Consider the following 22,485-nt stretch of genomic DNA (forward strand, 5'->3'; position numbering starts at 1 on the left):
TGCTGTCTTTCTTAAATTTAAGAGTATCACTTACTAAAATTAAAACGACCAATTATACGCCTTAACCTTTACTTCAGCCACTTTACCTTTAACATCTTCAGGAAGCTCGGGATACTCCAATTCAAACCCTGCCTTGCCATCTTGATTCAAACTCACCTCAATAGAACCATTCAACGTTCCTAGAAACTCCCCACCTTCGTCATACAGACCAGCAGCTAAACGAATATCATCTGCCTTCTCCTCATTTTGGTTAATTACCGTTCCAGTAACTTGATAAGGACTTGAGTATTCATCTTTCCCTTCACTGAAATTGACGTTCTCTGTGTCAAGCATCATTGGTTCTTCCTCTGTAGAACTAAAATCGATATTGGCATTGGCGTTTGCAATTTCGTCAGCTGATGAAACACTTTCAATGATCGTGGACTCCCCAATATATGCTGTCTCCCCAGGCATAATTACTTCCGGAACAGCTAATAACATTGATGCTGTACCAAGAATTGAGCCGTCTTCCCCTTCAAAGTTTACTTGGATATCTCCAACGGAAGCAGGTTGATCTCCTGTATTCGTAACTTCTGCCGAATAACTTGCATACACGTTATCAATGCTATCTTCCCAAGAACCAAATGTTTCTGATTTAACTTCAACAACTGCTTCCGCCTTTTCTTCTTCCTCATCCTCTTTCTCTGCTGCCTCTGCTTCTTCTTGACCGTCTTGCTGTTCTTCTTGTTCATCTCCACTACTCATCGTACTCTCTTCTGAACTACAAGCCCCCAAAACACTCGCTGCCAGTACAGTAATTCCTAACGCTTTTGCAAATTTATTCATATATAACTCCCCCTAATAATTATTCAAATTCAAATTCAGATTCAATCTGATCGATCAAGTCTTTCATTTCTTCCATATCTTCTTCGTTAAATAGTTGTTCTTCCTCCGTGTCTTCTGAAGAGTCGTACTTCCTGATCTCTTCCGCATTCAACGGAAACATCATGATTTTATCTTCAACATATAGGACGTAAACATTTTGTTTTTCATCCTCAGTGTTTGTTACTTTCACTTGTACGACTTCCATGGTTTCTCCTTCTTCTTCAATCGAAACCTGTTGAGCTGCTTCCATACTCTTGACTTGGTCAGATTCTTCATCTCCGGCCAGCATTAGAAATGACATAAAGTCTTTCATATCTTCATGCACATGCTCTTCAATGAAACTTTCTTTCTCTTCAGCGTCAGCCGCTTCTTCCCCGTCTTCCTTGTAAAAATACTGAAGATACTGCTCAGATGTTTCGACTTTTGATTCATCCACCGGATTCTGTGGTTCTTCTTGTTTCTCCTCGGAGTTCTCTGCTCCTTGAGTTTCTGAATCATCTCCTCCGCATCCTGCGATTACTACTAATGATAATAGTAAAACTCCTGCCAATTTAATAAATGATGACTTTCCTCCTTTCTTTGTAATTAGCGATGAATTACTGATTCGCATCGTTTACTCCCCCTTGATTTCTTGTTATCTATAGAATAAACAAAAAGGTGCACAAAAATTTGTGCACCCAACGCATGTTCTCTATTCACTTTTGTATCTCGCATACATGGCTTCGATTTCTTCCTGAACTTCTTCTACTAAACCGTCTGGTGAGAGAACTTTCGCTTTTCTTCCCCAGGTGAGGATCCAGTTGACGAGGCCTGTGCTCATTTTTGCTTTGGTTGAAAGGATAAAGTGATCGTCGCTTGAAGGGGTGATGTGAGCATCGTGTCCGAATCGATCGAGCACTACGTTGATTAAGGACTGGTCGAACTCAATCTTCACCCACACATTCTCCCCCGCAAACATGTGAAAGCTCTGGCTCACATAGTCCTGAGTATTAAAGTCTTTACGTCGCTGAAATCTCTCTTCGGATAGTCGAATGTTCCGCATGCGGTCAAGACGGTAGTGACGCATCTCATCCGTTTCCTTGAAGCGTCCGATCAGATAATAAAAATCGTTTTGCCAAATGAGCGCATACGGCTCCACTTCATACGTACTTCCATCTCGATGGAATTCAAATTCTTTCTTCATATTGTATTTTCCATATTGATAATGGAGCACTTTTCGCTCAGAAATCGCGCGGTGAACATGATCTATGCTCAACTTAACCAGCTGGTAGTCATCATTGGCTGACTGGGAGAACAACATAGGGTCCGGCAATGTTTTGGCGATGTGTTTACTCGTCAGCTGCTTCGTCTTCTCGATGAGTTCTTTCTTTTCTTTTTCCGTAATGAACTTGGCAGATAAAAGCGCATCATTAATGAGGCGGAGCTGATACGTTTCAAACACGCGGTCCTGATAGCTATAGTACACCTTCCCGAACCGTCCCGTGTTCTTGATCACTTCAAATCCTGTATCTTCGAGTACTTCCATATCCCGTTTCAACGTTCTGGAATCGAATGAAGCGTCCGGACCAAACGTCAGCTTCATTTTATCGGTAATTTCTTGCATGCTTAATTCATGATATTCGTCCGTTTCCTCAAATAATATATCTCGCAGCTTAAGCATCCTTGTATTGCTGTTTAATTCCATTATGTAAAACCTCCTGGTTTTCGTGATCTAACCATTGCTGCTAAGTATAGAAGAGACTATCTAATTATTACTGTAACAAAAACTTCCATCATTCAGCTATGAAATACCTGCCTGCAAAAAAGTTTTTAAAGGTTCAAACATCAATGTGTATAAAAGTCTTTAAATTATAAGTTACATTTTCACCGACTAGGGAATAAGTCAACTAAACTTTCACAGTTAAAAAGGAGATCGATACTCATGGCCAAAACGTTAGAAGGAAAAGTAGCTTTAGTGACTGGAGGCGGATCAGGAATTGGTAAAGCTTCCGCCGTTCAGCTTGCGAAAGAAGGAGCTAATGTTGCTCTCGCCGATATTAATGAAAGAGACGCACAGGAAACAAAAGAAGAAATCGAAGCCAATGGCGGTGAAGCTTTTATCATAGAAACGGATGTTTCGAAGGAGGAGGAGATTGAGCAATGTTATAAACAGCTCATCGACCGCTTCGGAAGGTTGGATGTGATCTTTGCCAACGCGGGCGTGAACGGAAAAATCACTCCGATTGAGGATATGGCTGTGGAAGAATGGCAGCAAACGATCGATACCAATTTAAAGAGCACGTTCTTAACGGTGAAACACGCTATTCCGCATATGAAGCAGGAGGGCGGCAGCATCATTATCACGAGCTCCGTTAACGGAAACCGAACCTTTTCCAACTTTGGTTTCTCCGCCTACAGCTCGTCAAAAGCCGGACAAATGGCACTTGGTAAAATGGCTGCTCTTGAATTAGCGAAATATCACATTCGCGTGAATGTCATCTGTCCGGGGGCGATCGAAACGAATATTGAAGAGAACACTCACCCTGAACAAGATAACCTGGAAAAAATCAAGATTCCCGTTGAATTTCCTGAAGGCAACCAGCCATTACAAAACCGCCCGGGCCACCCGGAAGAAGTGGCTGATCTTATTGTATTTCTCGGATCTGATGCATCCCGTCATATTTCTGGCACGGAGTTATATGTGGATGGAGCGGCCTCGTTGCTTTAATGAATGGAATTCACGCAGGACTAAAACAGCTTCTAAGTAAATGCGAAAAGTCCTCGGTTAAACTACCGAGGACTTTTTCAATTCCGTTTAGTAATTGTTTCTCGTTCCATCATCTAGCACTCTATAATTCCCTCTGATGCGGAATACTGTGGCTTGACTGTTAACGGTGAGGTGAAGAAGCGCTGAAGGATTTTGAACTAAGTGATCATCCCATAGTACTCCATCGAATGCATTGAATTCTCCTGTCACACGAATGGCACTTTGAGTAGAAGGTGATAGTTGAATTTGAAGGTTCGTAAAGTTATTTCCGCTGGCTTCATTTGGGATGGTTTTTGCGGAATTCATCCAAATGCCGCGAACGCAATCATCGATGGTAACGTTGTTAAAGCTGTTCGCATTAATCCAGCTATATCCACTGGAAGGTTTTGTGACTCTCAGTTCCATAGCGGTATGAAGACCTACCAATTTAATGTCATCAAATTGGAGGAAGGAAATTTCATGGCCTATCCCGCCTGAGTACATATAGATCCCCTTGCCGTTATGGTTGCCAGCCCAGTTTACAATGTTGATATGTTTGAATGTAGAACGGTGCCACGAGTTATAGTATTTATTTTTCCCATTGAATACGAGGACGTTTTTATTAAAGTTACTGTCATCGATCGCGATATAGGCTCCTGTAATACTGGTGTTTCTTTCAATATGCACTACATCTTGATTTCCATACACAACAAATCTAGCATCATAGGCGAAAGTAAGGTGGACGCCTTCTCTCAATAAAATCGTAGAAGTGATCACATAATCTCCTTTTGGCACATAGACCGTACTAGGATTTTCTTTTAAGGATGCAAATTGAATGGCTTTTTGTATTTTTTCTGTATCACTCCCTTGAAAATCTAAGACTGAGACAACTTCAGTAAAGCTTGTCATGAATCATGACCTCCGTGTTTTCCAGCTGCTGACTTTGGCAGCCGGTAAGATGAATAATAGACCAGTAAGCTAGTCTATATTCAAGACATTGAACCTGTCTTCCTATAGTCTATGAAAAAGGTAAATTTATGGTATAGGTGGAGGTGCATGCCCAAGACTTAAGAAAAATAAAAAGGCTACCCTCTTGATTCAAGGGTAACCTTTTTTAGGACTGACTTTTTCTCAGAGCTTAGTACGTTTTTTGTGGTTATTCAACCTCATATTCACTTGCATTATTTACTTCAAGCACGACATCGTCAATAGAAATATTATGTTCTTCACTTACGTTGCCCATCAGAAATTTAAGCGAAGCTTGATCATCAGACGTCATATCAAACTCAAAATCAAAGCGCTGTTCTTCTTCATTTACAGCAACTACTTCATTGAAATAGCGGTGATAATCCGCATTTTCAAGGGTAACTTCTATATCTCTTGCCACACTGGAACTGGCAACAAAAGAGAGAACATAAGTGATTCCTTTCGTTAACGAAAGATCTTTCTGTTCCATAAGAACACTCCAGTCTTCGTTTCCGCCTTCTTGAATGTCTACATTCAACACTCCTTCATCAGCTGAAACATTCGCTTGCGCATCGAAGTGAATATATTCAGTCCAATGGTCAAGGCCTGATGAAAAATCACCATTTTTTAATGGATAAAGCTCAATGTTGCTGGAGGTTTGAATCATTCTTACATTATCTAAATAGACGTCTTCAGGCTGGCCGCCGATCATAAACGTCAACTGTCCGTTTGAATCCGATTCCGGCATGGTAAATTCAACAGTATGCCCCTCCATTTCTTCGGTTAATGTGACCGTTTCGCTCATATAGCTTTCACTGCCATCTTCACTGACTAATTCTACTTCGATGGGTTTGTTTTGCTCAGCTCTTGCGTTAAATGTCAGTTCATAATCTTCCCCTTTTTCCAATGGAATCCCTGATTGTTTTAACTGAACATCTTCAGGATTTGCACCTTCCTTTAGAAGATCAACTTGCATTTCTCGCTGCACTTCAGAAACGCTCATTTCAGCGGAAGACTGCTCTGATGTCACAAGTTCCCAGTAGCTGGTTCTTGTCATATCCCCCTGATCAAACGTTCCATTATAAATAAGATTTCCATCCGCTAAAGGAGGTTTTGAGTTATTCTCCTCATTTTCACCCGTGATATTCTCCACTCGTACATTCCCAATCCAGACAGGGGCCTTTCCGTTGCTTCCCATATTAAACTCGATTCGTGCACCCAGATCTGTATCTTGGTTTAGGGTAAAAGTATATTCATAGGACTGAACTTGATCACTAAGCTCAATCGTTTTCTCTCCGGAATAGTTAGCAAATCCTCTTTCTTCTCCACCGGAAACCTTTGTCATCATATTACGGTTGGTATCAGATTTTGCATCAAAGGTTACTTTATACGTATTTCCTTCCAGAATCGCGAGCTTTTGAATAAGCTGCAGGGACCATAATGCATTACCGGGGTTTGTCACACTGGTTTTTGCAAAAGACTGGCCGTCAACCTCTTCCTTCTCTATCGTTCCACTTCCTTGAAAATCTGGGAGCTGAACGAGATTCCAATAATTCGCGTCAAACTCATCTTCATGTTGATCAATGATTGTAAAAGGTTCATTATACTCGTTATCATAAATGAGGTTTCCATCTTCTAATGGCTGTTTCGCATCTTCAGGCAGCTCATCTTTTTCAACAACAGGTTCTACTGGTTCTTTATAATCACGGCCTGTAAGCTCATAGGCTCTCACATAGTCTACTTCCATTTTTCCAGGAAACTCAGTAGATTCATCCGGATTGCCGCCATACCAGCCGCCCACCGCTAGATTCATAATTAAATAGAATTCCTGGTCAAATGGAGCAGGGAAAGCATATTTATCAGACTGGTTCTTCCCTTTACCAAACCAATTGTCTAATGTTTGATATAATTCTCCATCAACGTACCAGCGGATCTCTCCTGGTTCCCATTCAACAGAGTACGTATGGAAGTCGGTATATTCTTCTCCTTCAGGAAAATGATACTCGGTTCCTTTATACGTATTATTCGGGTATTCCTCACCATAATGAATCGTACCGCCGATTTTACTCGTATCTTTTCCAGCTGCTTCCATAATATCGATCTCACCGGAAACCGGCCAGTCACCATAAACTTCATCTTCAGGCATCATCCAGAAGGCCGGCCAGTATCCTTGACCTTCAGGCAGTTTCATTCTTGCTTCGAACTTTCCATACTTTTGGCTGAAAAGCCCTTTGGATGTTAATTTAGCTGAAGTATAGTCGTAACTTCCGAATGGGTCACTAACCTCTTCTTCTTTAGCCTCGATGACCAGCTTACCATCATCGATATAGGAGTTTTCAGATGAATCAGTGTAATACTGCAATTCATTGTTACCCCACCCCGGAGAGATTCCCTCGCCATTTTCGTCTACGAGCCAGTTTCCAGTATCATGCGACCACTTCGATTGATCAATTTCGCTGGATATGAATTCATCGGACCATACGAGAGACCAGTCTGATTCCTTTTGGTCCACATCCACGATAACGACATTGTTTAAGTCCGAGTCAATGGCCTGTACTTTATTTTGAAGCTTTTCATCAATATAGATACTTCCGCTGACCGTCGTATTCTCTAGTTGAATATTCCCCGGGTCAGCCCCTTCGCTAATATAAAGGTCTCCGTCAATCGTAGAGTCTATAAGAGCGACATCCGAATGATTGATCCAGGCATTTCCTTTAATCTGCTCGTCATTGTATGTTCCTTCCTTATAAAAGTAACCTTGGATAAGAGAGTCAATCATAAGAATAGCATCGTTACGCTTTAATGGTTGATTCGAACCTTCCTCAAAATCGCTCATTAATGAATCCGGTAATACATGTTGAAGAATGTTGAGCGCATCTGCCTGTTTTACAGCAGATTTTTCATTTCCTGTTACATATCCGGCCTCTTTAAAATCTTCCAGCACGCGCTCGCTGCTTATGTTAAGTAAGTTGCCGACCAGCATTGCATAATCTGAAAAAGACAGGGAAGCATTTTCATTCTTTTTTAGATTCAGCCCTGTCAGTAATCCTCTCTCTTCCCAATATTCAACCCGTTCGTCCCCCTTGTCCTTCTCGGCAAGAACAGACAGTGACATGACTTGAAAAACGACAGCTAACGTTAAAAGGACAGTTAAGAATTTTTTCAAAATACTCCTCCTTAGAATTAGATAATAACCTGCATTAAGGAAACCGGTTTCGTAAAAGGTCAAAAAAAATTTAGGTAATCTCAAACCTCTTATTTTCGACCGTGTTCTTATACCAATAGTAGCTTTCTTTCCTCGTTCGTTCGAATGTGTCAAAGTTGACATGGATAATGCCAAACCTTTTCTCGTACCCTTCTGCCCATTCAAAGTTATCAAGCAGTGACCAAACGATATAGCCTTTAATCGGCACCCCTGCTTTGATGGCTCTGTGCAGAGAAGTTATATGCTGTTTTAAGTAGTCAATGCGTTCTTGGTCATTTACTTTTCCATCTTCTACACCATGATTATAGCAGGCGCCATTTTCCGTAATATAAATAGGAACGTCCCCATAGCTTTCTTTCAAATTCGTTAATGCTTTATAAAAACCATCCGCGTAAATCGGCCATCCAATGTCTGTCCTTCGATTATCCAGAGGAATTTCCTCCACTTGAAACAACCCGGCATCCTCCTTGTAACGTCCAAGGCTCCCCGTATAATAATTGATGCCCATAAAATCAATCGGCTGAGAAATCAGGTCCAGGTCCCCTTCTTCTATTTTCAAAATGGCGTTATGCTTTTCAAAAAGCTGAATAAGTTCCTCTGGATAAGTTCCTTTAAACACTGGATCCATAAACCATTCTTTCTGCCACAGCATTCCCCGGCGGCATGCATCTTGATCCTCAGCAGCTGGACTGAATGGTTCAAGCCAGCCAATGTTTGGCGCATAGCCAATTTCGCCATCTGGCACGAGCTCTCTAAACGACTGAACAGCCTTTCCATGTGCTGTAAGAAGATGATGAGATACATCCACAGCTGCCTGTAAGTCTGTTTTTCCGGGAGCGTGAATCCCTAAGTAATTGGATAAAAAGGACGCACACCATGGTTCATTGATAGTAATCCAGCTCTTTACTTGATCACCGAATTCCTTAAACATAGCCACCGCATATTCGTGGAAAGCATCAATCGTCGCACGGTTTTCCCACCCTCCCTTATCCTGCAGGACTTGAGGCAGATCCCAGTGATAAAGCGTAATCATCGGTTCAATATCATGATTGAGCAGCTCCTCGATCAAGTTACGGTAATAGGCGACCCCCTTTGGATTCAAGCTGCCTGTCCCTTCCGGCATAACCCTCGACCAGGAAATCGAAAAACGATAGAGATCGACTCCCAGCTCTTTTAAATGCTGGACATCCTCTTTATATAAATGGTAACTGTTACAGGCATGGTCGCCATGATCCCCATTTTTAATGTTTCCCGGAGCGTGTGAGAAAGTATCCCAGATCGATGGGCTTCTTCCATCTTCATGAGCCGCTCCTTCAATTTGGTAGGAAGCTGTTGCTGCTCCCCACTTCAATGCTTTCGAAAATTCTATAGTTGTCATATGATAACCTCCATTACTATCGTGTAAGAGGGACCTAACCTTCTATACTAGATGACCGAATCACAAGTTCTGGATCCACTTTCACCGGGTGAATGTTATTATTGTCTAAAATAAGATCATTCAGCATAGTAGCAGCCAGTTTCCCTAATTTCTGTTTATCTTGTTTGACCGTTGTGAGCGGCGGGTCACTATATCGACAAGCCTCAATATCGTCACACCCAATGAGTTGAATGTCCTCTGGAACAGACAGTCCTTTTTCCTTGATGGCTTTGAGTGCTCCAAGCGCCATCATGTCTGAAGCGGCAAAGACAGCTTGAGGTAATTCTTTCGTTTGCAAGATTTCTTTCATGGCTTCATAGCCGCTTTCCTCGAAGAAATCGCCAAATTTCACCCAATCTTCTTTTACAGGCAGTCCAAATTGCTCCATCGCGTCAACAAACCCTTGATTACGGATCCCCGCCACAAGCGAATCCTGCTTCCCGCCTATGTAGGCGATGTTTCTTATTTGATTTAAGTAGAAATACTCCACTACTTTTAATCCGATTTTCGCGTTATCTGTCATAATATAGCTGGAATTTGGACCTTCCAGTTCAAGGTCGATGCCGATACACGGAATTTCGCTTTTAGCAATCTCATGTACAGCCTCTTCAATCTCATCCCCAGCAATAATCAAACAGCCATCGACGTGGAAGTGTTTACACCTTTCTAAATACTTACTTTCTCCCTGATAAAATTTTTCGTTCGAAAATAAAAGCAGGTCATATCCTTGTGCTCCGACTGTTTTCTTAAATGTATTCACCACTTCATTGAAAAAAGGGTGCTTAAAGTCTACATTGATTTTACCGGCATAAATCAAGCCAATTAAATTTGATTTTTTAGTGGCCAAAGATTTAGCTGAGAAAGTAGGCTGGTATTTAGTATCATTAATGATTTTATAAACTTTATTTCTAGTTGCTTCGCTGATGCCGCCATAATTGTTGATTGTTTTTGACACAGTGGCAGGAGATACACCAGCCATTTTTGCAATATCTTTTATTGTTAAATCCATCTTTTTCCATCTCCTTAAGGAACCTCAATACCTTATTGTATCAACAATCGGCTAGAGTAGCATCGCTTATTTAATTGAACCTTCCGTAATACTGGAAATAAACCATTTGTTGAAAATAAGAAAAATCACAATTAACGGTACCGTTGCCCAAAATACACCTGAAAGCATCATGCCGAAATCTACACGGAACGCATTGTTCAAGGAGGCGAGCGCCACTTGTAAAGTATAAGATGAAGGATCACGCAGCACCGTGAACTGCCATAAGAATTCTCCCCAGACAAGGGTGAACACAATAATTCCTAGTGTAGCAAAGGCCGGTTTAATAATCGGAAGCACAATGCTGCGGTAAATTCTGAAGTTTGAGCAGCCATCTAATTTGGCCGCTTCGATCAATTCATCTGGGACAGATTCACTGATATACTGCCGCATGAGAAAGATGCCTAATGGGTTTAATAAGAACAAGATCCCCGCACCAAACAATGTATCGAGCCACCCTAATTGAGAGATCAGGTAGTATTGTGGAATCAACCCTAACTGAGGAGGGATGACCATTGTAAGGAGGATACATATGAACAAAAAGTTTTTACCGGGAAATGAGAACTTAGCAAATGCAAACCCGGATAGGGAACTGATGATTAATACAAGAATCGTCACGCTCGTACATAACAGGATCGTATTCCACATCGCCTGAAAAAATGGAATCGTATCGAGTACCTTCAAAAAATTCTCCACCAGCATTCCGCCAGGCAGCAGGGTAGGAGGAACAGAATTATAAGCGGCACTTGGCTGTGTCGCCATAACGAACATCCAGTAAAAAGGAAAAATCGACAAAATGGAAGCAAAAGCCAATAAAATATAGGCTGGTACGTTACCAGGCTTAAATCGTTTCATTCGATGTTCACTCATTTTTTAAGCCCCCTTCTTTCTGCGGCCGCCGCCTGATGTTAACCATGTGTTTAGAGCTGCAGCTCCAATGATGATAACGAGTAATAAAATCGCTGTCGCTGAAGCTGTACCGAATGAACCTAAGTTAAAGGCATCTCTATATAAGTACATAACAACTGTCATCGCTTCATCACGTGTAAAGGCAGAACTGCCTAGAAACACAGTAGGTTCAGCAAACAACTGAAGCGCACCTACCGTCGACATAAATACAGTCAGTAAAATGAATGGCTTCAATAAAGGAATTGTAATATGAATGAACTGTTGAACTTTACCAGCTCCATCAATTGTCGCCGCTTCATACAAATGTTTCGGAATACTTTGCAGACCTGCTAAGTAAATAATCGTGTTATAGCCCACCCAGCGCCAGAAGACCATGAGGGAAATCGCGAATTTCGCTCCCCATTCTGACGTTTTCCAGCTTACCGGATCAATACCGAACCAACCCATCACATAGTTTGCGAGCGCCGTTTCATTGCTGCTGAAGAACACACCAAACACTAATGCCACAGCTACCATAGAGGTGATATAAGGCATAAAGATCGTTACTCTAAAAAAATTAGTAAATCGGATCGCCGCCATATTTAAGAAAACTGCCAGAATAAGACCGACGACCAGCTGGGGCGCCGTTCCCATCAACCCCATAATGACAGTGTTATACAAGGACTTCCAAAATAACGGATCTTGAAGGACAACCGTAAAGTTTCTCAACCCTACAAAATTCATTTCCCCAAGTCCATTCCATTCTTGAAAAGCTAGAACGATACTAAATACGGCCGGATAAAGACCAATAATTCCAAATATGATAAAGAAAGGAGCAACATACAAATAACCAGAGAGCATATCTTTCTTTTTTTCAGACATTCGGCTGGCTTTTGAAGAGGAGACATACTGCTGTTTTTCGACATTTTCCACTTTTCTACCTCCTGTCATATGTAAGGGCCAGACTAAGAAATCATCCGGCCCTACAGTAAACTATCGATCAAGTAGCCCTTCGATACGCTCTACAGCTTCTTCCCATTCTTGCTCCGGATCTCCGCCCTCTTGAACGTTTCTAAGTGCAGTTAACACTTCATTATTAACCGTTACATACTTTGGTCCTTTATAAACTTCTGGAATCTCTTCAGCTGCTTCAGCAAAGTATTCCGCCGTGTTTTGTCCACCAAAATATTCATCAGAGTTTGACGTGAATTCTTCCATTTCATACACTTCTGGGGTAGAAGGGAAAAGTCCACTCTCAGTGAAAGACTTCATTTGATTTTCTGGTGACAGAAGCCACTTGGAAAACTCATACGCTTCTTCACTGTGTTCTGTCTCACCAGGAATCGCTACGTATGATCCTCCCCAGTTCCCAGCAAACTGACTTGGAAGAGTTGTCACACGCCAGTCTCCGGAAGCTTCAGGTGCATTCTCCGTCATATAGCCCTTCAGCCAAGCCGGAGCCATTTCAACGCCGAAACTTCCTTTATTCAAAGCATCTCCCCATTCAGGCGTCCACATTTCAAAGTCGCTGACGTACCCTTGCTCATGTAACTCTACTGCATAATCATAAGCATTTTTCACACCATCTTCTTCTTCAATAACTAGTTCGCCATCACGATTAAAATAGCTCACTTCTAATGCATCCATATTTGCACGAAAAGCCATTTCCATACTGTCTACCATTGGTTTATCTGTAGCCTCTAACACTGCACCAGCAGCTTCCGCAAAAGCTTCAGGCGAGGAAATTAATTCACTTACTTCATCAGGATCTGTAGGAAGGTCTGCATTTTCAAACACTTCAGTATGGTAGTACATCGCTTTTGGTCCGATATCAGTTGGAAGTCCGAACAGGAAATCACCTTCCTGATTTTCAGCCATATTCCATTTCCAATCTAAGTATTGATCCTGAATCTCTTCAGCACCTAAATCATACAAGTTAGTAAATCGATCTTGAGCTTCCCTGTATCGATCAAGCTGATCTACTTCGATCATCGTTAAATCAGGGGCTCCTGAACCTGCAGATATAGCAGTAAAAAGACTGTTGTGATGATCTTCTAATTCAGATGTTTTAATATTAATTTTCACATCGGGATTTTCTTCTTCGTACGCTTCAGCTAAATCTTCATAATTCGTTGCTCCGAACACCCAGAAATCCAATGTCACATCATTTCCCTCACCCGAGGCTGAATCATCCCCTCCATTACAAGCAAAAAGAAATGCACTCATACTAACCAGTGAGGCTAAAAGCAAACTTTTCTTCATTTTCATTACGTCTTTCCTCCTCCAAAATGATCACCCCAAGAAACAAGCGCCACATTAACGAAACCGGTTTCGTTAATCGTCAAAAAAAATCAAATGATTTGTAAACTTAAGTTGATTATAAGGGTATATGTATCCGTTTTCAAGTTATTTTTACAAAAATCTTCACTTTTATTATATTTTCTAGTAAACCGGTTTCGTAAATGCGCATAATGTCATGGATGAATAGGACGTTTGTTGGCACAACAATTATGGAAACGCTAACATTATTAAAGAAACCTCTATACCTTTTGGTCTTCTAGTGGTATAATCAAGGTGTAAAGAAGATAAAAACAAATCGATTAAACAACTTAGGTGGCTCAACCATCGTGAATTCGTTTCTTAACGAATCGTATGATGGTCATAAAAGGGAACACAAAACCTGTGTAGGGAATGGGAAAAGCCCTGTATTCAGGCCATCCGGACGGCTCTCTATGCTCCATCTATTGTAGAGAGTGAGTTTACTTGTAAGACAATGACCCCAATAGGAGGAGTTAGTGATTTCCTATAGAGGTAGTCAAACAAATTACAAGGTATCATTTCTTATGAAGAAGTTTTATTAAAACTTCTTAGAAAATGGATGAAAAATTGGACTTAACCAAGGACAGAAGGAAACGAATTCTTAAGAATTATCCTTCCAGGTAGAGTTGAAAAAATGTAAGATCGTGGATGATTCTTACATGGTTGGGTCACCTAAGTTGTTTATCTTCCCCTAGCACCCCCTCCGGTGGTAGGCTTTTTTTTTATCTACTCGACAAGCAATTGGTAATGAAGCTGACTATTGGTGGAGAGGGAACATTCTTATAACCTCTACCTGCCCTACTTGTAAAGGATTGAATCGGATAACATTTCCGTTCAATCCTTTTTTGTTATTTATTATTAAATCCTTGTAAACATATTCAGGAAATAAAGACTACATATCACTCTCTCTTAAGCAATACTTGAAGATCATTTATCCCATAATTAGACAGTTCTCCTTCGATCTTCCTATGAAACATGGTTTACTTTTCCATTTATTACTTTACATTAATTAACATCTAATTAAAACTCGGCCCCTATAATAGCAGTTGTTCAAACCTAGCAATCTAGAAAGGGGCATAATTGTATGGCTAAGGAACAATCGATCAATGACCTTATTCACCGTTTAAACGAAGAAACATTACACAAAGATCTGGATCGACGTGATTTTCTTCAGGGAGCTGGGAAAGTAGCCGGTCTCTCATTAGGAATGGTGATCGCTCAGTCCATGGGAGGTGTCAGTGTTGATGCAGAGGAGGAAAGCTTCAACAGCTACCCCTTTACCCTGGGTGTAGCTTCTGGTGATCCGCTGTCTGACAGCGTCATTTTATGGACGAGGCTGGCCATCGATCCTTTACATGGCGGAGGAATGCCGAATCGCACCATTTCTGTACGATGGGAAATCGCGAAGGATGAGAATTTTCGCCAGCTCGTTCAACGGGGCACAGAAATGGCAAGCCCTGAACTTGCTCATTCGGTCCACGTCGATGCGAACGGACTGGAATCCGACACTTCTTACTTCTTCCGATTTAAAGTCGGTCAAGACTACTCCCCTGTTGGTAAAACAAAAACATTACCAGCTTCCGGGGCGTCTGTGAGCAGTCTTTCATTCGCTTTTGCTTCCTGTCAGCAATATGAACATGGCTACTATACCGCTTATAAACACATGGCAAAAGAGGACCTGGATCTGGTGTTTCATCTTGGTGACTATATTTATGAGTACGGACCGGATGAATATGTGGCGAGTACGGGAAACGTCCGCACGCATAAAGGTCCGGAAATAAGATCATTAGAGGATTACCGTAACCGTCATGCACAGTATCGTACCGATAAAGACCTTCAATCCGCTCATGCAGCGTTTCCTTGGATTGTCACCTGGGATGACCATGAAGTGGAAAACAATTATGCCAATGATATTCCGGAAAAAGATCAATCGGTTGAGGAATTTGTAAAGCGTCGGATAGCGGCTTACCAAGCCTATTACGAACACATGCCTCTTCGTCAGTCGTCAATGCCTAACGGAGCTGATATGCAATTGTATCGTCATTTCTCCTATGGCGACCTGGCGAATTTTTATGTGCTCGACACTCGGCAGTACCGATCCGACCAAGCCAATGGAGACCAAAGCTCACCACAAACCCATGAATCACTAGACCCGTCTCGCACGCTGCTCGGGGATCAACAGGAACAGTGGCTGCTCGATCATCTTGATCAATCTCACTCTCATTGGAATGTACTGGCGCAGCAAATCTTTTTCGCGAAAAGAAACTACGGACCCAGCCCGGAAGAACCGCTGTACAGTATGGATGGCTGGGATGGCTACATACCTGCCCGGCAGCGCATCATTGACTTCGCTAACGAAAAAGACATGGATAACTTGATTGTACTAACCGGAGATGTCCATGCGAATTGGAGCTCTAACCTGCTGGCTGACTTCGATGACTTAACGTCTCGTATTTTAGGTGCTGAATTTGTTGGTACCTCTATTACATCTGGTGGAAACGGTGCTGATAAGCGGGCCGATACCGACAGAATTCTAAAGCAGAACGAACACATTCAATTTTTTAATGATTATCGAGGCTATGTCAGATGTGAAGTTACGTCGACGAGCTGGAAAACAGACTATCGTGTCCTCCCTTTCGTATCTCAGCCTGGTGCCGATGTATCAACTCGTGCCTCCTTCGTCTATGAAAAGGATCAGTCCGGCCTGAAGGAAGTATCGGCTACCGTTGTACCGGAAGGAAAAGCGTCATCCAGTGAAGTCGAGGAAGATCGTCATCACGCGCACAACCGAGCTCACAACAAGCAGATGAAAAAACAAAAACAACCGAATTAAAGGAGTAACCTATGGAAGAAAAAAATCTCCAGCTCGTTGGCCATTTAGAGGAACTCCGGAAAAGAATAATCATCACGTTACTGTCATTTGTGGCTTTTCTCATTGGAGGTTTTGTATTTGTTCGACCGATCTACAGATGGCTGATCAAAGACCTGGACGCGAAACTTGCCGTTCTTGGCCCGGGTGACATCCTTTGGGTTTACCTTATGATTGCCGCCGTCATTGCTCTGGCTGCAACCATTCCTGTCGCTGCGTTTCAAGTATGGCTGTTCGTAAAGCCGGCACTGAATCAAGAGGAGCGCAAAGTCACCTTACAGTTCATACCGGCGCTGTTCTTTCTGTTTCTTTTCGGTATATCATTTGGTTATTTTCTGTTATTCCCGCTCGTCTTAGGGTTCCTGACCTCCCTTTCAGACGGACAGTTCGAAATGATGTTTACCGCTGATAAATATTTTCGATTTTTATTAAATCTGACCGTTCCATTTGGATTGTTGTTTGAAATGCCTCTTGTCATCATGTTTTTAACAAGGCTCGGCATTTTAAATCCGATCCGCCTGAAGAAAGCCAGAAAAATCGCTTACTTTATATTGGTGGTCATCTCTGTGTTAATCACACCGCCTGATTTCTTATCTGATGTTCTCGTAATTGTTCCCTTGTTTATCTTATACGAAATCAGCATCAGCTTGTCTACGATTGTCTATAGGAGGAAATTAGCCGCCCAGAACGCTGAGGAGAAAACCGTGGCTTAACATGTAATCCAAGGAGGAAACGATGATGAATAAGAATAACATGAATCGACGTGATTTTTTAAAGGCTGGCGGGGTAAGTACTGCTGCCCTCGCTCTTAGTACGACCGGTCTCTTTTCATTCAGTGAAAGCAAAGCACTCGCTTCACCAAATAAATCAAAAGGGATAATTGGAGGATATGGGCCGTTAGTCAAGGATCCAGGAGGCATTCTTGATCTTCCGCGCGGATTCCAATACCGGATCATTTCTGAAGAAGGCGATTCGCTATCTGATGGGCGCCCTATTCCTGAGAAGTTTGACGGAATGGCTGCTTTTCCGGGATCTAACAACTCTACGATTCTCGTACGAAACCATGAATTGGAGGGCAACACAAAGTATCCTGTGATCGGCAAGAACCCTTACCGTAAAGAACATACAGGCGGTACAACCACTCTAGTAGTTGGTTCCGACCGTAAAATTCAGAAAGAATACGTCTCCTCTTCCGGTACGATTTGTAATGCCATGGGGCACGTGGTTGACGTGTGAAGAGACGTTAGAAGTAGGACATGGCTATGTCTTTGAAGTCGATCCTAATGACCCTGAAAATAAGCTATCAAAAACGCCAATCCGTGACATGGGCGCTTTTTCTCACGAAGCGACGGCAATTGATCCCGCGACAGGTATCGTCTACTTGACTGAGGATGCAGGACCAAGCTATCTGTATCGATTCATTCCAAATGACCGCAGCCAGAAGCTCGGATCCTTGCAAAAAGGCGGCAAACTACAAGCCGCGGCGATTGAAGAGATGAGTTCAGATGAGACTAGTAAATTCTATACAGGGCAGCAATTCGGCGTCGTTTGGAAGGATGTTGATCCTGAGAAACCTACCTTAGAAGCCGGACAAAAAGGGTGCATTGCGTTCAGCCGTTTAGAAGGAGCTTACTTTGAAGGGGGTGTCTTCTGGTTTGATGACACTTCGGCAGGTGACAAAGACTTAGGACGCGTTTATCGTTATATCCCTGCTACAAATACGCTGGAGCTTTTCTATGAATCCAGCTCTGCAAACGACTTAGAAATGCCAGATAACATTTGCATTACCCCGTGGGGCGACCTCTGGATCGCGGAAGATGGTGATGGCGTCGACCGCATTATTGGCATGACTCCTGAAGGCGAAACCTATGTCTTTGCAGAAAATAAGATCAACGATTCAGAACTCGCCGGACCTACTTTCTCTACACAAGGAGATACCTTTTTCGTCAATATTCAATCACCGGGGATCACCTTTGCCATTTGGGGACCTTTTGCAAGGAAAAATGCTGGGCGCCGAAGACAAATGGGGCATGCCGCTCCGCCACAGCCATACGCTCCGCAAGTCTCAGACAAGCTATCGGCCTTCGCTGAAGTACAGGGAATGTCCGATCTAGAAGCCGCCGCCTTTCAGCGTCACGGCATGACAATTGTATAAAAAATTATGTGGAGGTGATCCTATGTTAACTAATATCGGAATTCCAGGTTTAATTCTCGTCCTCGTCATCGCCTTAATCATTTTCGGACCGTCGAAACTCCCGGAAATCGGACGCGCATTTGGAAGCACATTAAAAGAATTTAAAAACGCAACGAACGAGCTTGTGAACGGAGATGAAAAACCGGAAGAGAAGAAAAATCTGAAAGCTGTAGATGAAGACAACCAAAAGACGGGAAGCTAAGCTAATAGAAAAAAGCAAGCGGGATTTTATCCTGCTTGCTTTTTTCTATTAGCTGTGAGAACGTGCCTGGTGAATCATAAGGGTATCAATGATTTTAATTTTTATTAGGGGTTTGGTTTATAGATCAGCGAATCAAATGGTTCTACTTTCCTTTGATTACTTTACTAGAAAAATGCGGATCAGATGATAGATTGACGACTTGATCCTCCACAACCATTGTAGTCCAACCTCTGCCATCGAGATTCATTCCTTCGACAGTTCCAAGTGACTGCAGCACTAGAGCACTATCATAGAAAGTAAGACCAAGGCTTTCTTCTAGATTACGGTCGTCAGCAGTGACGAGCAGGATGATGACATTTTCTTTAATACCTACTAAAGACCTTGGGAAGGAAAGCGGATATACCGTATGAAAAAAGAGAAAGTCGAGCGTAGCTTCGCAGATTCAAAAGAACTGCATGGGCTGCGCTATTGCCGCTTGCGCGGAAGAGAAAAAGTTCGAGAACAGGCGTTACTGACGGCTGCCTGCCAGAACATGAAAAAGATTGTCCTCCATCTAGCAAGGGTGAGCTAGGTGAAGGAGAGTCTTTTTCTGTCTTAAAGAAATTCCAAGGAGCGAGGCCCCTTCCACTCCTGCGGAAGAACGAGTGAGCCGAGATCGCCGAGCGTGGGTTTCGCGAGGAAGCTCGGGCGCTCGTCCGCGGAAAGGGAAGGGGCCTTCGCTCCTGGCGGCAAGAAAAAAACTTGCGGAGAAACAGGAGTTTCTCCACAAGCTGAGGTCTGTCCCCCTTGGGGGACAGACCCTTTTGCATCTTTTACATTAGCAACGGAATAAGTAAACCAGCCAGCAGCAAGATGATGGCTCCTCCTAAACGAGAGGAAATCTGAGCGAATGGCATAAGTTCCATTCTTCTTGATGAAGATAGAACAGCTACATCTCCTGTGCCTCCCATGTTAGCCATACATAGTCCTGCCGTGATTGCAGATTCAATAGGATAGAAACCGACAAGTTTACCAAGAAGTCCTGCACCGATGACAGCACCCACTACGACACCAAGCACTGTGACGATGTATTGAAGTGTTAAGGCTTCAAGTACAGTATTTAAGTCGGTATAGGCGATTCCAATCCCGAACAAGAGAGCAAGTGTCCAGTTCTTAGCCACAAACTTATACCATTGGTTCGCTCCATCTAAGATATTTTTCGGAATGATGTCTGCGATTTTGGCCAAGGCTACAATAATGATCATTAAGGCGTAAGCATGCAGCGGGATAAATCCGGCTGCTAATGTTCCGATCGAAAAGAATAGGATCGCTGCCATTAGTCCAATCCCCATCTTTTGAATATCAAACGATGATTTTTCTTCTTTATATTCGAACCCCTTCAATAGCTGGCCATTCCCAGTTAAAGACGGTACTTTTTTTCCAAGGATATTCAGCATACTTGCTAGAATAATAGCAAAAACGTTACCTAAAGCTAAAGCTGGAACGAGCATAGAAATATAGTAACTAGGATCATTCCCCATTAGTTCACTATAAATTTGACTCATAGGAACGGCTCCAGCTCCCATTCCGCCTCCCATGATCGGCATTGTAATCACAAGCACAGCATCAGTTAAAGAGAATCCGACGAGGGCACCGAACAGACCAGCCACAATCATGGCTCCGAACACCGCACCAAAGATCGGTAAGAAGTATTTGAGGCCGACTTTTATCAAGATCTGCTTATTCATTCCTAGAATACTACCTGTAATTAAGGCAGCAATATAGAAGTTTAAGAAGCCTCCATCTTTCATGAAGTCGTTGATCATCGTAACGGTTGAATCAGGAATTAAACCAGCATACACCATATATGCAGCACCAAAGATGGCTAAAATTGCCCCGCCTCCTAAATAGGTTTTAAGAATTGGGGTTTTATCACCGATCCATCCAAAGAGCTCGCCAAGGACCATCATAACGAGCAGACTGCCAAGCATCCCCCCTGGTAAGTTTCCTGTATACATGCTGACTAACGTCAAAGCTGTAATCGCAAAAAACCAAATAGGTGGAATACCAAATATTGTAACCGCTTTCTTTTCGTGGTTTAGAGAAGTAACATTAGTCTTTACAGGTTGTTGTGTACGGACTCTTTCAGCTGAACTGGACATGTAAATCTCTCCTTTGCTTATAGATTCAGAGTACTTAGCGTTACACTAAGCACTCTACTTTTTCACTTACAGATTGCTCTACTGCATTGGCAACCGTTTGAGCTACGGTTTCGTTTAAAGCACTAGGAATGACATACTCAGGACATAGTTCTTCATCCGAAACGACTTTAGCTATTCCTTCAGCTGCGGCTACCTTCATATCAATCGTAATGTCTCTCACTTTTTTATTAAGGGCTCCTTTAAAGATGCCAGGAAAAGCAAGTAAATTATTGATTTGGTTTGGATAATCTGAACGCCCCGTCCCCACGACAATAGCTCCAGCCTCCAAAGCATCTTCAGGATAAATTTCTGGAACAGGATTGGCTAAGGCAAAAATAATAGGGTCACTATTCATCATCTGCACCTGATTTTTACTTAGGATTTCAGGAGCTGATACCCCGATAAAAATATCTGCCCCTGCGATCACTTCATTCAACCCGCCATGCACTCGGTTCAGGTTCGTTTTTTCAGCCATAGAAGCTTGCCTTTCATTCATCCATGACGCACCTTTTCTCACAACTCCTTCTAGACTGACCAGCGTCACATCTGTAAAACCGGCATACAAAAGTAAATCAGCTATAGCAATCCCCGCCGCTCCGGCCCCGTTGATGACAACCTTTGTGTTCAGTTTTGATTTTTTCACAATTTTTAAGGCGTTCATTAAAGCCGCTAATACGACAATCGCTGTGCCGTGCTGATCATCGTGAAAGACAGGGATATCAAGGTCTTTTTTTAACCGCTCTTCAATTTCGAAACACCTTGGAGCTGAAATGTCTTCAAGGTTGATGCCTGAGAACGTCGGTGCCAGGGCTTTTACAATGGAAATGATCTCTTCTGTATTCTGCGTATCAAGACACAAAGGAAAAGCATCAATTCCTGCGAACTTTTTAAACAGAAGACTCTTCCCTTCCATAACTGGCAAAGCCGCTTTCGGACCAATGTCCCCTAAACCTAATACAGCCGATCCATCTGTAACAATCGCTACCATGTTTCCTTTTGATGTCAGCTCGTCTGCTTCATCAGGATTGGCCGCAATCGCTCTGCATATATCAGCAACTCCAGGCGTGTAGACTAAACTTAAATCCTCTTCCGTATCGACCGGCATTTTACTAGCCACCTCGATCTTTCCTCTAAACGTGCGATGCAAATTTAATGTTTCTGCACTTAGATCGTCTCTACTCATTTGCTTAACCTCCAACCTCTAAAGAAATCGCTTTCATTTATAGGTTTCATCTTATAAGCAAACGCTTTACTTGCCCATCATATGAAAGTAAAAATCTTATTGTAATTAAAAAAAGCAGCCTAAGAGGCTGCTTTTTGCTTGTAGAGAAACCTCTTTTCTACAAGCTTTTTTCTTGCCTCAAGGAGCTAAGGACGCTTGAGGCCACTAAAAAAATCCTTTGTTGAATCTCACGAATCGCTGGTCGGTGGATGCTTGCCGCGCGCTGTTCCGCAGGAGTGGAAGGGGCCAGGCTCCTTGGAAGTTCCTTAAGCCAGAAAAGGACTCTCGAAAGACTTTTTCATATCTTAACAGGCAGTTGTCATCAGGGTCTGTTCCTTGACTTTTTCTTTTCCATGAAAGCTACAATAACGCAGCCCGTGCAGTTCTTT

19 protein-coding genes and 1 pseudogene are annotated in these 22,485 nt (G+C 42.5%); 7 read left to right on the forward strand and 13 right to left on the reverse strand.

Features of this window, described 5'->3' with window-relative positions:
- Window positions 1-39: 39 nt before the first annotated feature.
- The 3 genes from IEV27_RS14165 to IEV27_RS14175 form a co-directional block, all read right to left on the reverse strand.
- The gene (locus tag IEV27_RS14165; protein WP_188378142.1) at window positions 40-825 is read right to left on the reverse strand and encodes an FxLYD domain-containing protein; all 786 of its coding nucleotides are present in this window, start codon (window positions 823-825) and stop codon (window positions 40-42) included.
- Between the two features lie 19 nt (window positions 826-844).
- Window positions 845-1,474 carry a hypothetical protein gene (locus tag IEV27_RS14170; RefSeq protein ID WP_188378143.1) on the reverse strand — a complete coding sequence of 210 codons (630 nt, stop codon included), beginning with the start codon at window positions 1,472-1,474 and terminating at the stop codon, window positions 845-847.
- Between the two features lie 81 nt (window positions 1,475-1,555).
- Window positions 1,556-2,548, reverse strand: a complete 993-nt coding sequence (locus IEV27_RS14175) for a helix-turn-helix transcriptional regulator (protein ID WP_188378144.1) — start codon at window positions 2,546-2,548, stop codon at window positions 1,556-1,558.
- Window positions 2,549-2,785: 237 nt separating this feature from the next.
- Here IEV27_RS14175 and IEV27_RS14180 point away from each other — a divergent pair, with 237 nt between their 5' ends.
- Window positions 2,786-3,571 carry an SDR family oxidoreductase gene (locus IEV27_RS14180; protein ID WP_188378145.1) on the forward strand — a complete coding sequence of 262 codons (786 nt, stop codon included), beginning with the start codon at window positions 2,786-2,788 and terminating at the stop codon, window positions 3,569-3,571.
- Window positions 3,572-3,658: 87 nt separating this feature from the next.
- Here the strand turns inward: IEV27_RS14180 and IEV27_RS14185 are convergent, their stop codons facing one another.
- The 7 genes from IEV27_RS14185 to IEV27_RS14215 all read right to left on the reverse strand — a co-directional run bounded on the left by IEV27_RS14185 (window position 3,659) and on the right by IEV27_RS14215 (window position 13,378).
- The gene (locus tag IEV27_RS14185) at window positions 3,659-4,498 is read right to left on the reverse strand and encodes a glycosyl hydrolase family 28-related protein (RefSeq protein WP_188378146.1); all 840 of its coding nucleotides are present in this window, start codon (window positions 4,496-4,498) and stop codon (window positions 3,659-3,661) included.
- A gap of 247 nt (window positions 4,499-4,745) precedes the next feature.
- Complete coding sequence (locus IEV27_RS14190) at window positions 4,746-7,721, reverse strand: carbohydrate binding domain-containing protein (RefSeq protein ID WP_229735353.1); 2,976 nt, start codon at window positions 7,719-7,721, stop codon at window positions 4,746-4,748.
- A 70-nt stretch (window positions 7,722-7,791) separates the two neighbouring features.
- Entirely contained in the window at window positions 7,792-9,138 is a 1,347-nt protein-coding gene (locus IEV27_RS14195) for a GH1 family beta-glucosidase (protein WP_188378147.1), read from the reverse strand.
- A gap of 34 nt (window positions 9,139-9,172) precedes the next feature.
- Complete coding sequence (locus tag IEV27_RS14200; protein WP_188378148.1) at window positions 9,173-10,186, reverse strand: LacI family DNA-binding transcriptional regulator; 1,014 nt, start codon at window positions 10,184-10,186, stop codon at window positions 9,173-9,175.
- Window positions 10,187-10,252: 66 nt separating this feature from the next.
- Window positions 10,253-11,092: a carbohydrate ABC transporter permease gene (locus IEV27_RS14205; protein ID WP_188378149.1), complete on the reverse strand. Its 840-nt coding sequence runs from the start codon at window positions 11,090-11,092 to the stop codon at window positions 10,253-10,255.
- Window positions 11,093-11,095: 3 nt separating this feature from the next.
- Complete coding sequence (locus IEV27_RS14210) at window positions 11,096-11,992, reverse strand: carbohydrate ABC transporter permease (protein WP_245345483.1); 897 nt, start codon at window positions 11,990-11,992, stop codon at window positions 11,096-11,098.
- A gap of 111 nt (window positions 11,993-12,103) precedes the next feature.
- A complete protein-coding gene (locus tag IEV27_RS14215) occupies window positions 12,104-13,378 on the reverse strand; it encodes an ABC transporter substrate-binding protein (RefSeq protein WP_188378151.1) in 1,275 nt (424 codons plus the stop codon).
- 1,135 nt (window positions 13,379-14,513) lie between these two features.
- Between IEV27_RS14215 and phoD the strand changes: the two genes are divergently transcribed.
- From phoD to tatAD, 5 genes are read left to right on the forward strand one after another with little or no spacing between them, the layout of a single operon-like run.
- Window positions 14,514-16,262, forward strand: a complete 1,749-nt coding sequence (gene phoD / locus IEV27_RS14220; protein WP_188378152.1) for an alkaline phosphatase PhoD — start codon at window positions 14,514-14,516, stop codon at window positions 16,260-16,262.
- Window positions 16,263-16,273: 11 nt separating this feature from the next.
- Window positions 16,274-17,011, forward strand: a complete 738-nt coding sequence (gene tatC, locus IEV27_RS14225; RefSeq protein ID WP_188378153.1) for a twin-arginine translocase subunit TatC — start codon at window positions 16,274-16,276, stop codon at window positions 17,009-17,011.
- Between the two features lie 25 nt (window positions 17,012-17,036).
- Window positions 17,037-17,534 (forward strand): twin-arginine translocation signal domain-containing protein, encoded by a 498-nt coding sequence (locus tag IEV27_RS19890; protein WP_229735355.1) that lies wholly within the window; start codon window positions 17,037-17,039, stop codon window positions 17,532-17,534.
- The gene (locus IEV27_RS14230; protein ID WP_229735356.1) at window positions 17,524-18,453 is read left to right on the forward strand and encodes an alkaline phosphatase PhoX; all 930 of its coding nucleotides are present in this window, start codon (window positions 17,524-17,526) and stop codon (window positions 18,451-18,453) included. Before IEV27_RS19890 ends, IEV27_RS14230 begins: the two co-directional genes overlap by 11 nt.
- A gap of 22 nt (window positions 18,454-18,475) precedes the next feature.
- Window positions 18,476-18,694 carry a sec-independent protein translocase protein TatAD gene (gene tatAD / locus IEV27_RS14235; RefSeq protein WP_188378154.1) on the forward strand — a complete coding sequence of 73 codons (219 nt, stop codon included), beginning with the start codon at window positions 18,476-18,478 and terminating at the stop codon, window positions 18,692-18,694.
- Window positions 18,695-18,836: 142 nt separating this feature from the next.
- On the opposite strand, the gene IEV27_RS20135 is transcribed toward tatAD, so the two are convergent.
- Entirely contained in the window at window positions 18,837-19,136 is a 300-nt protein-coding gene (locus IEV27_RS20135) for a phosphodiester glycosidase family protein (protein ID WP_188378273.1), read from the reverse strand.
- Here IEV27_RS20135 and IEV27_RS14245 point away from each other — a divergent pair.
- Window positions 19,080-19,265, forward strand: a pseudogene (locus IEV27_RS14245) (transposase); the annotation flags it as partial. The gene IEV27_RS20135 and the pseudogene IEV27_RS14245 sit on opposite strands and share 57 nt — an antisense overlap.
- 241 nt (window positions 19,266-19,506) lie before the next feature.
- Here IEV27_RS14245 and IEV27_RS14250 read toward each other — a convergent pair.
- Both IEV27_RS14250 and IEV27_RS14255 read right to left on the reverse strand, forming a co-directional pair.
- Entirely contained in the window at window positions 19,507-20,835 is a 1,329-nt protein-coding gene (locus IEV27_RS14250; RefSeq protein ID WP_188378155.1) for a 2-hydroxycarboxylate transporter family protein, read from the reverse strand.
- Between the two features lie 40 nt (window positions 20,836-20,875).
- Complete coding sequence (locus tag IEV27_RS14255) at window positions 20,876-22,057, reverse strand: NAD(P)-dependent malic enzyme (protein ID WP_188378156.1); 1,182 nt, start codon at window positions 22,055-22,057, stop codon at window positions 20,876-20,878.
- Window positions 22,058-22,485 lie beyond the last annotated feature (428 nt).

The sequence above is a fragment of the Halobacillus andaensis genome (assembly GCF_014636475.1).
Classification (GTDB): domain Bacteria; phylum Bacillota; class Bacilli; order Bacillales; family Halobacillaceae; genus Halobacillus_A; species Halobacillus_A andaensis.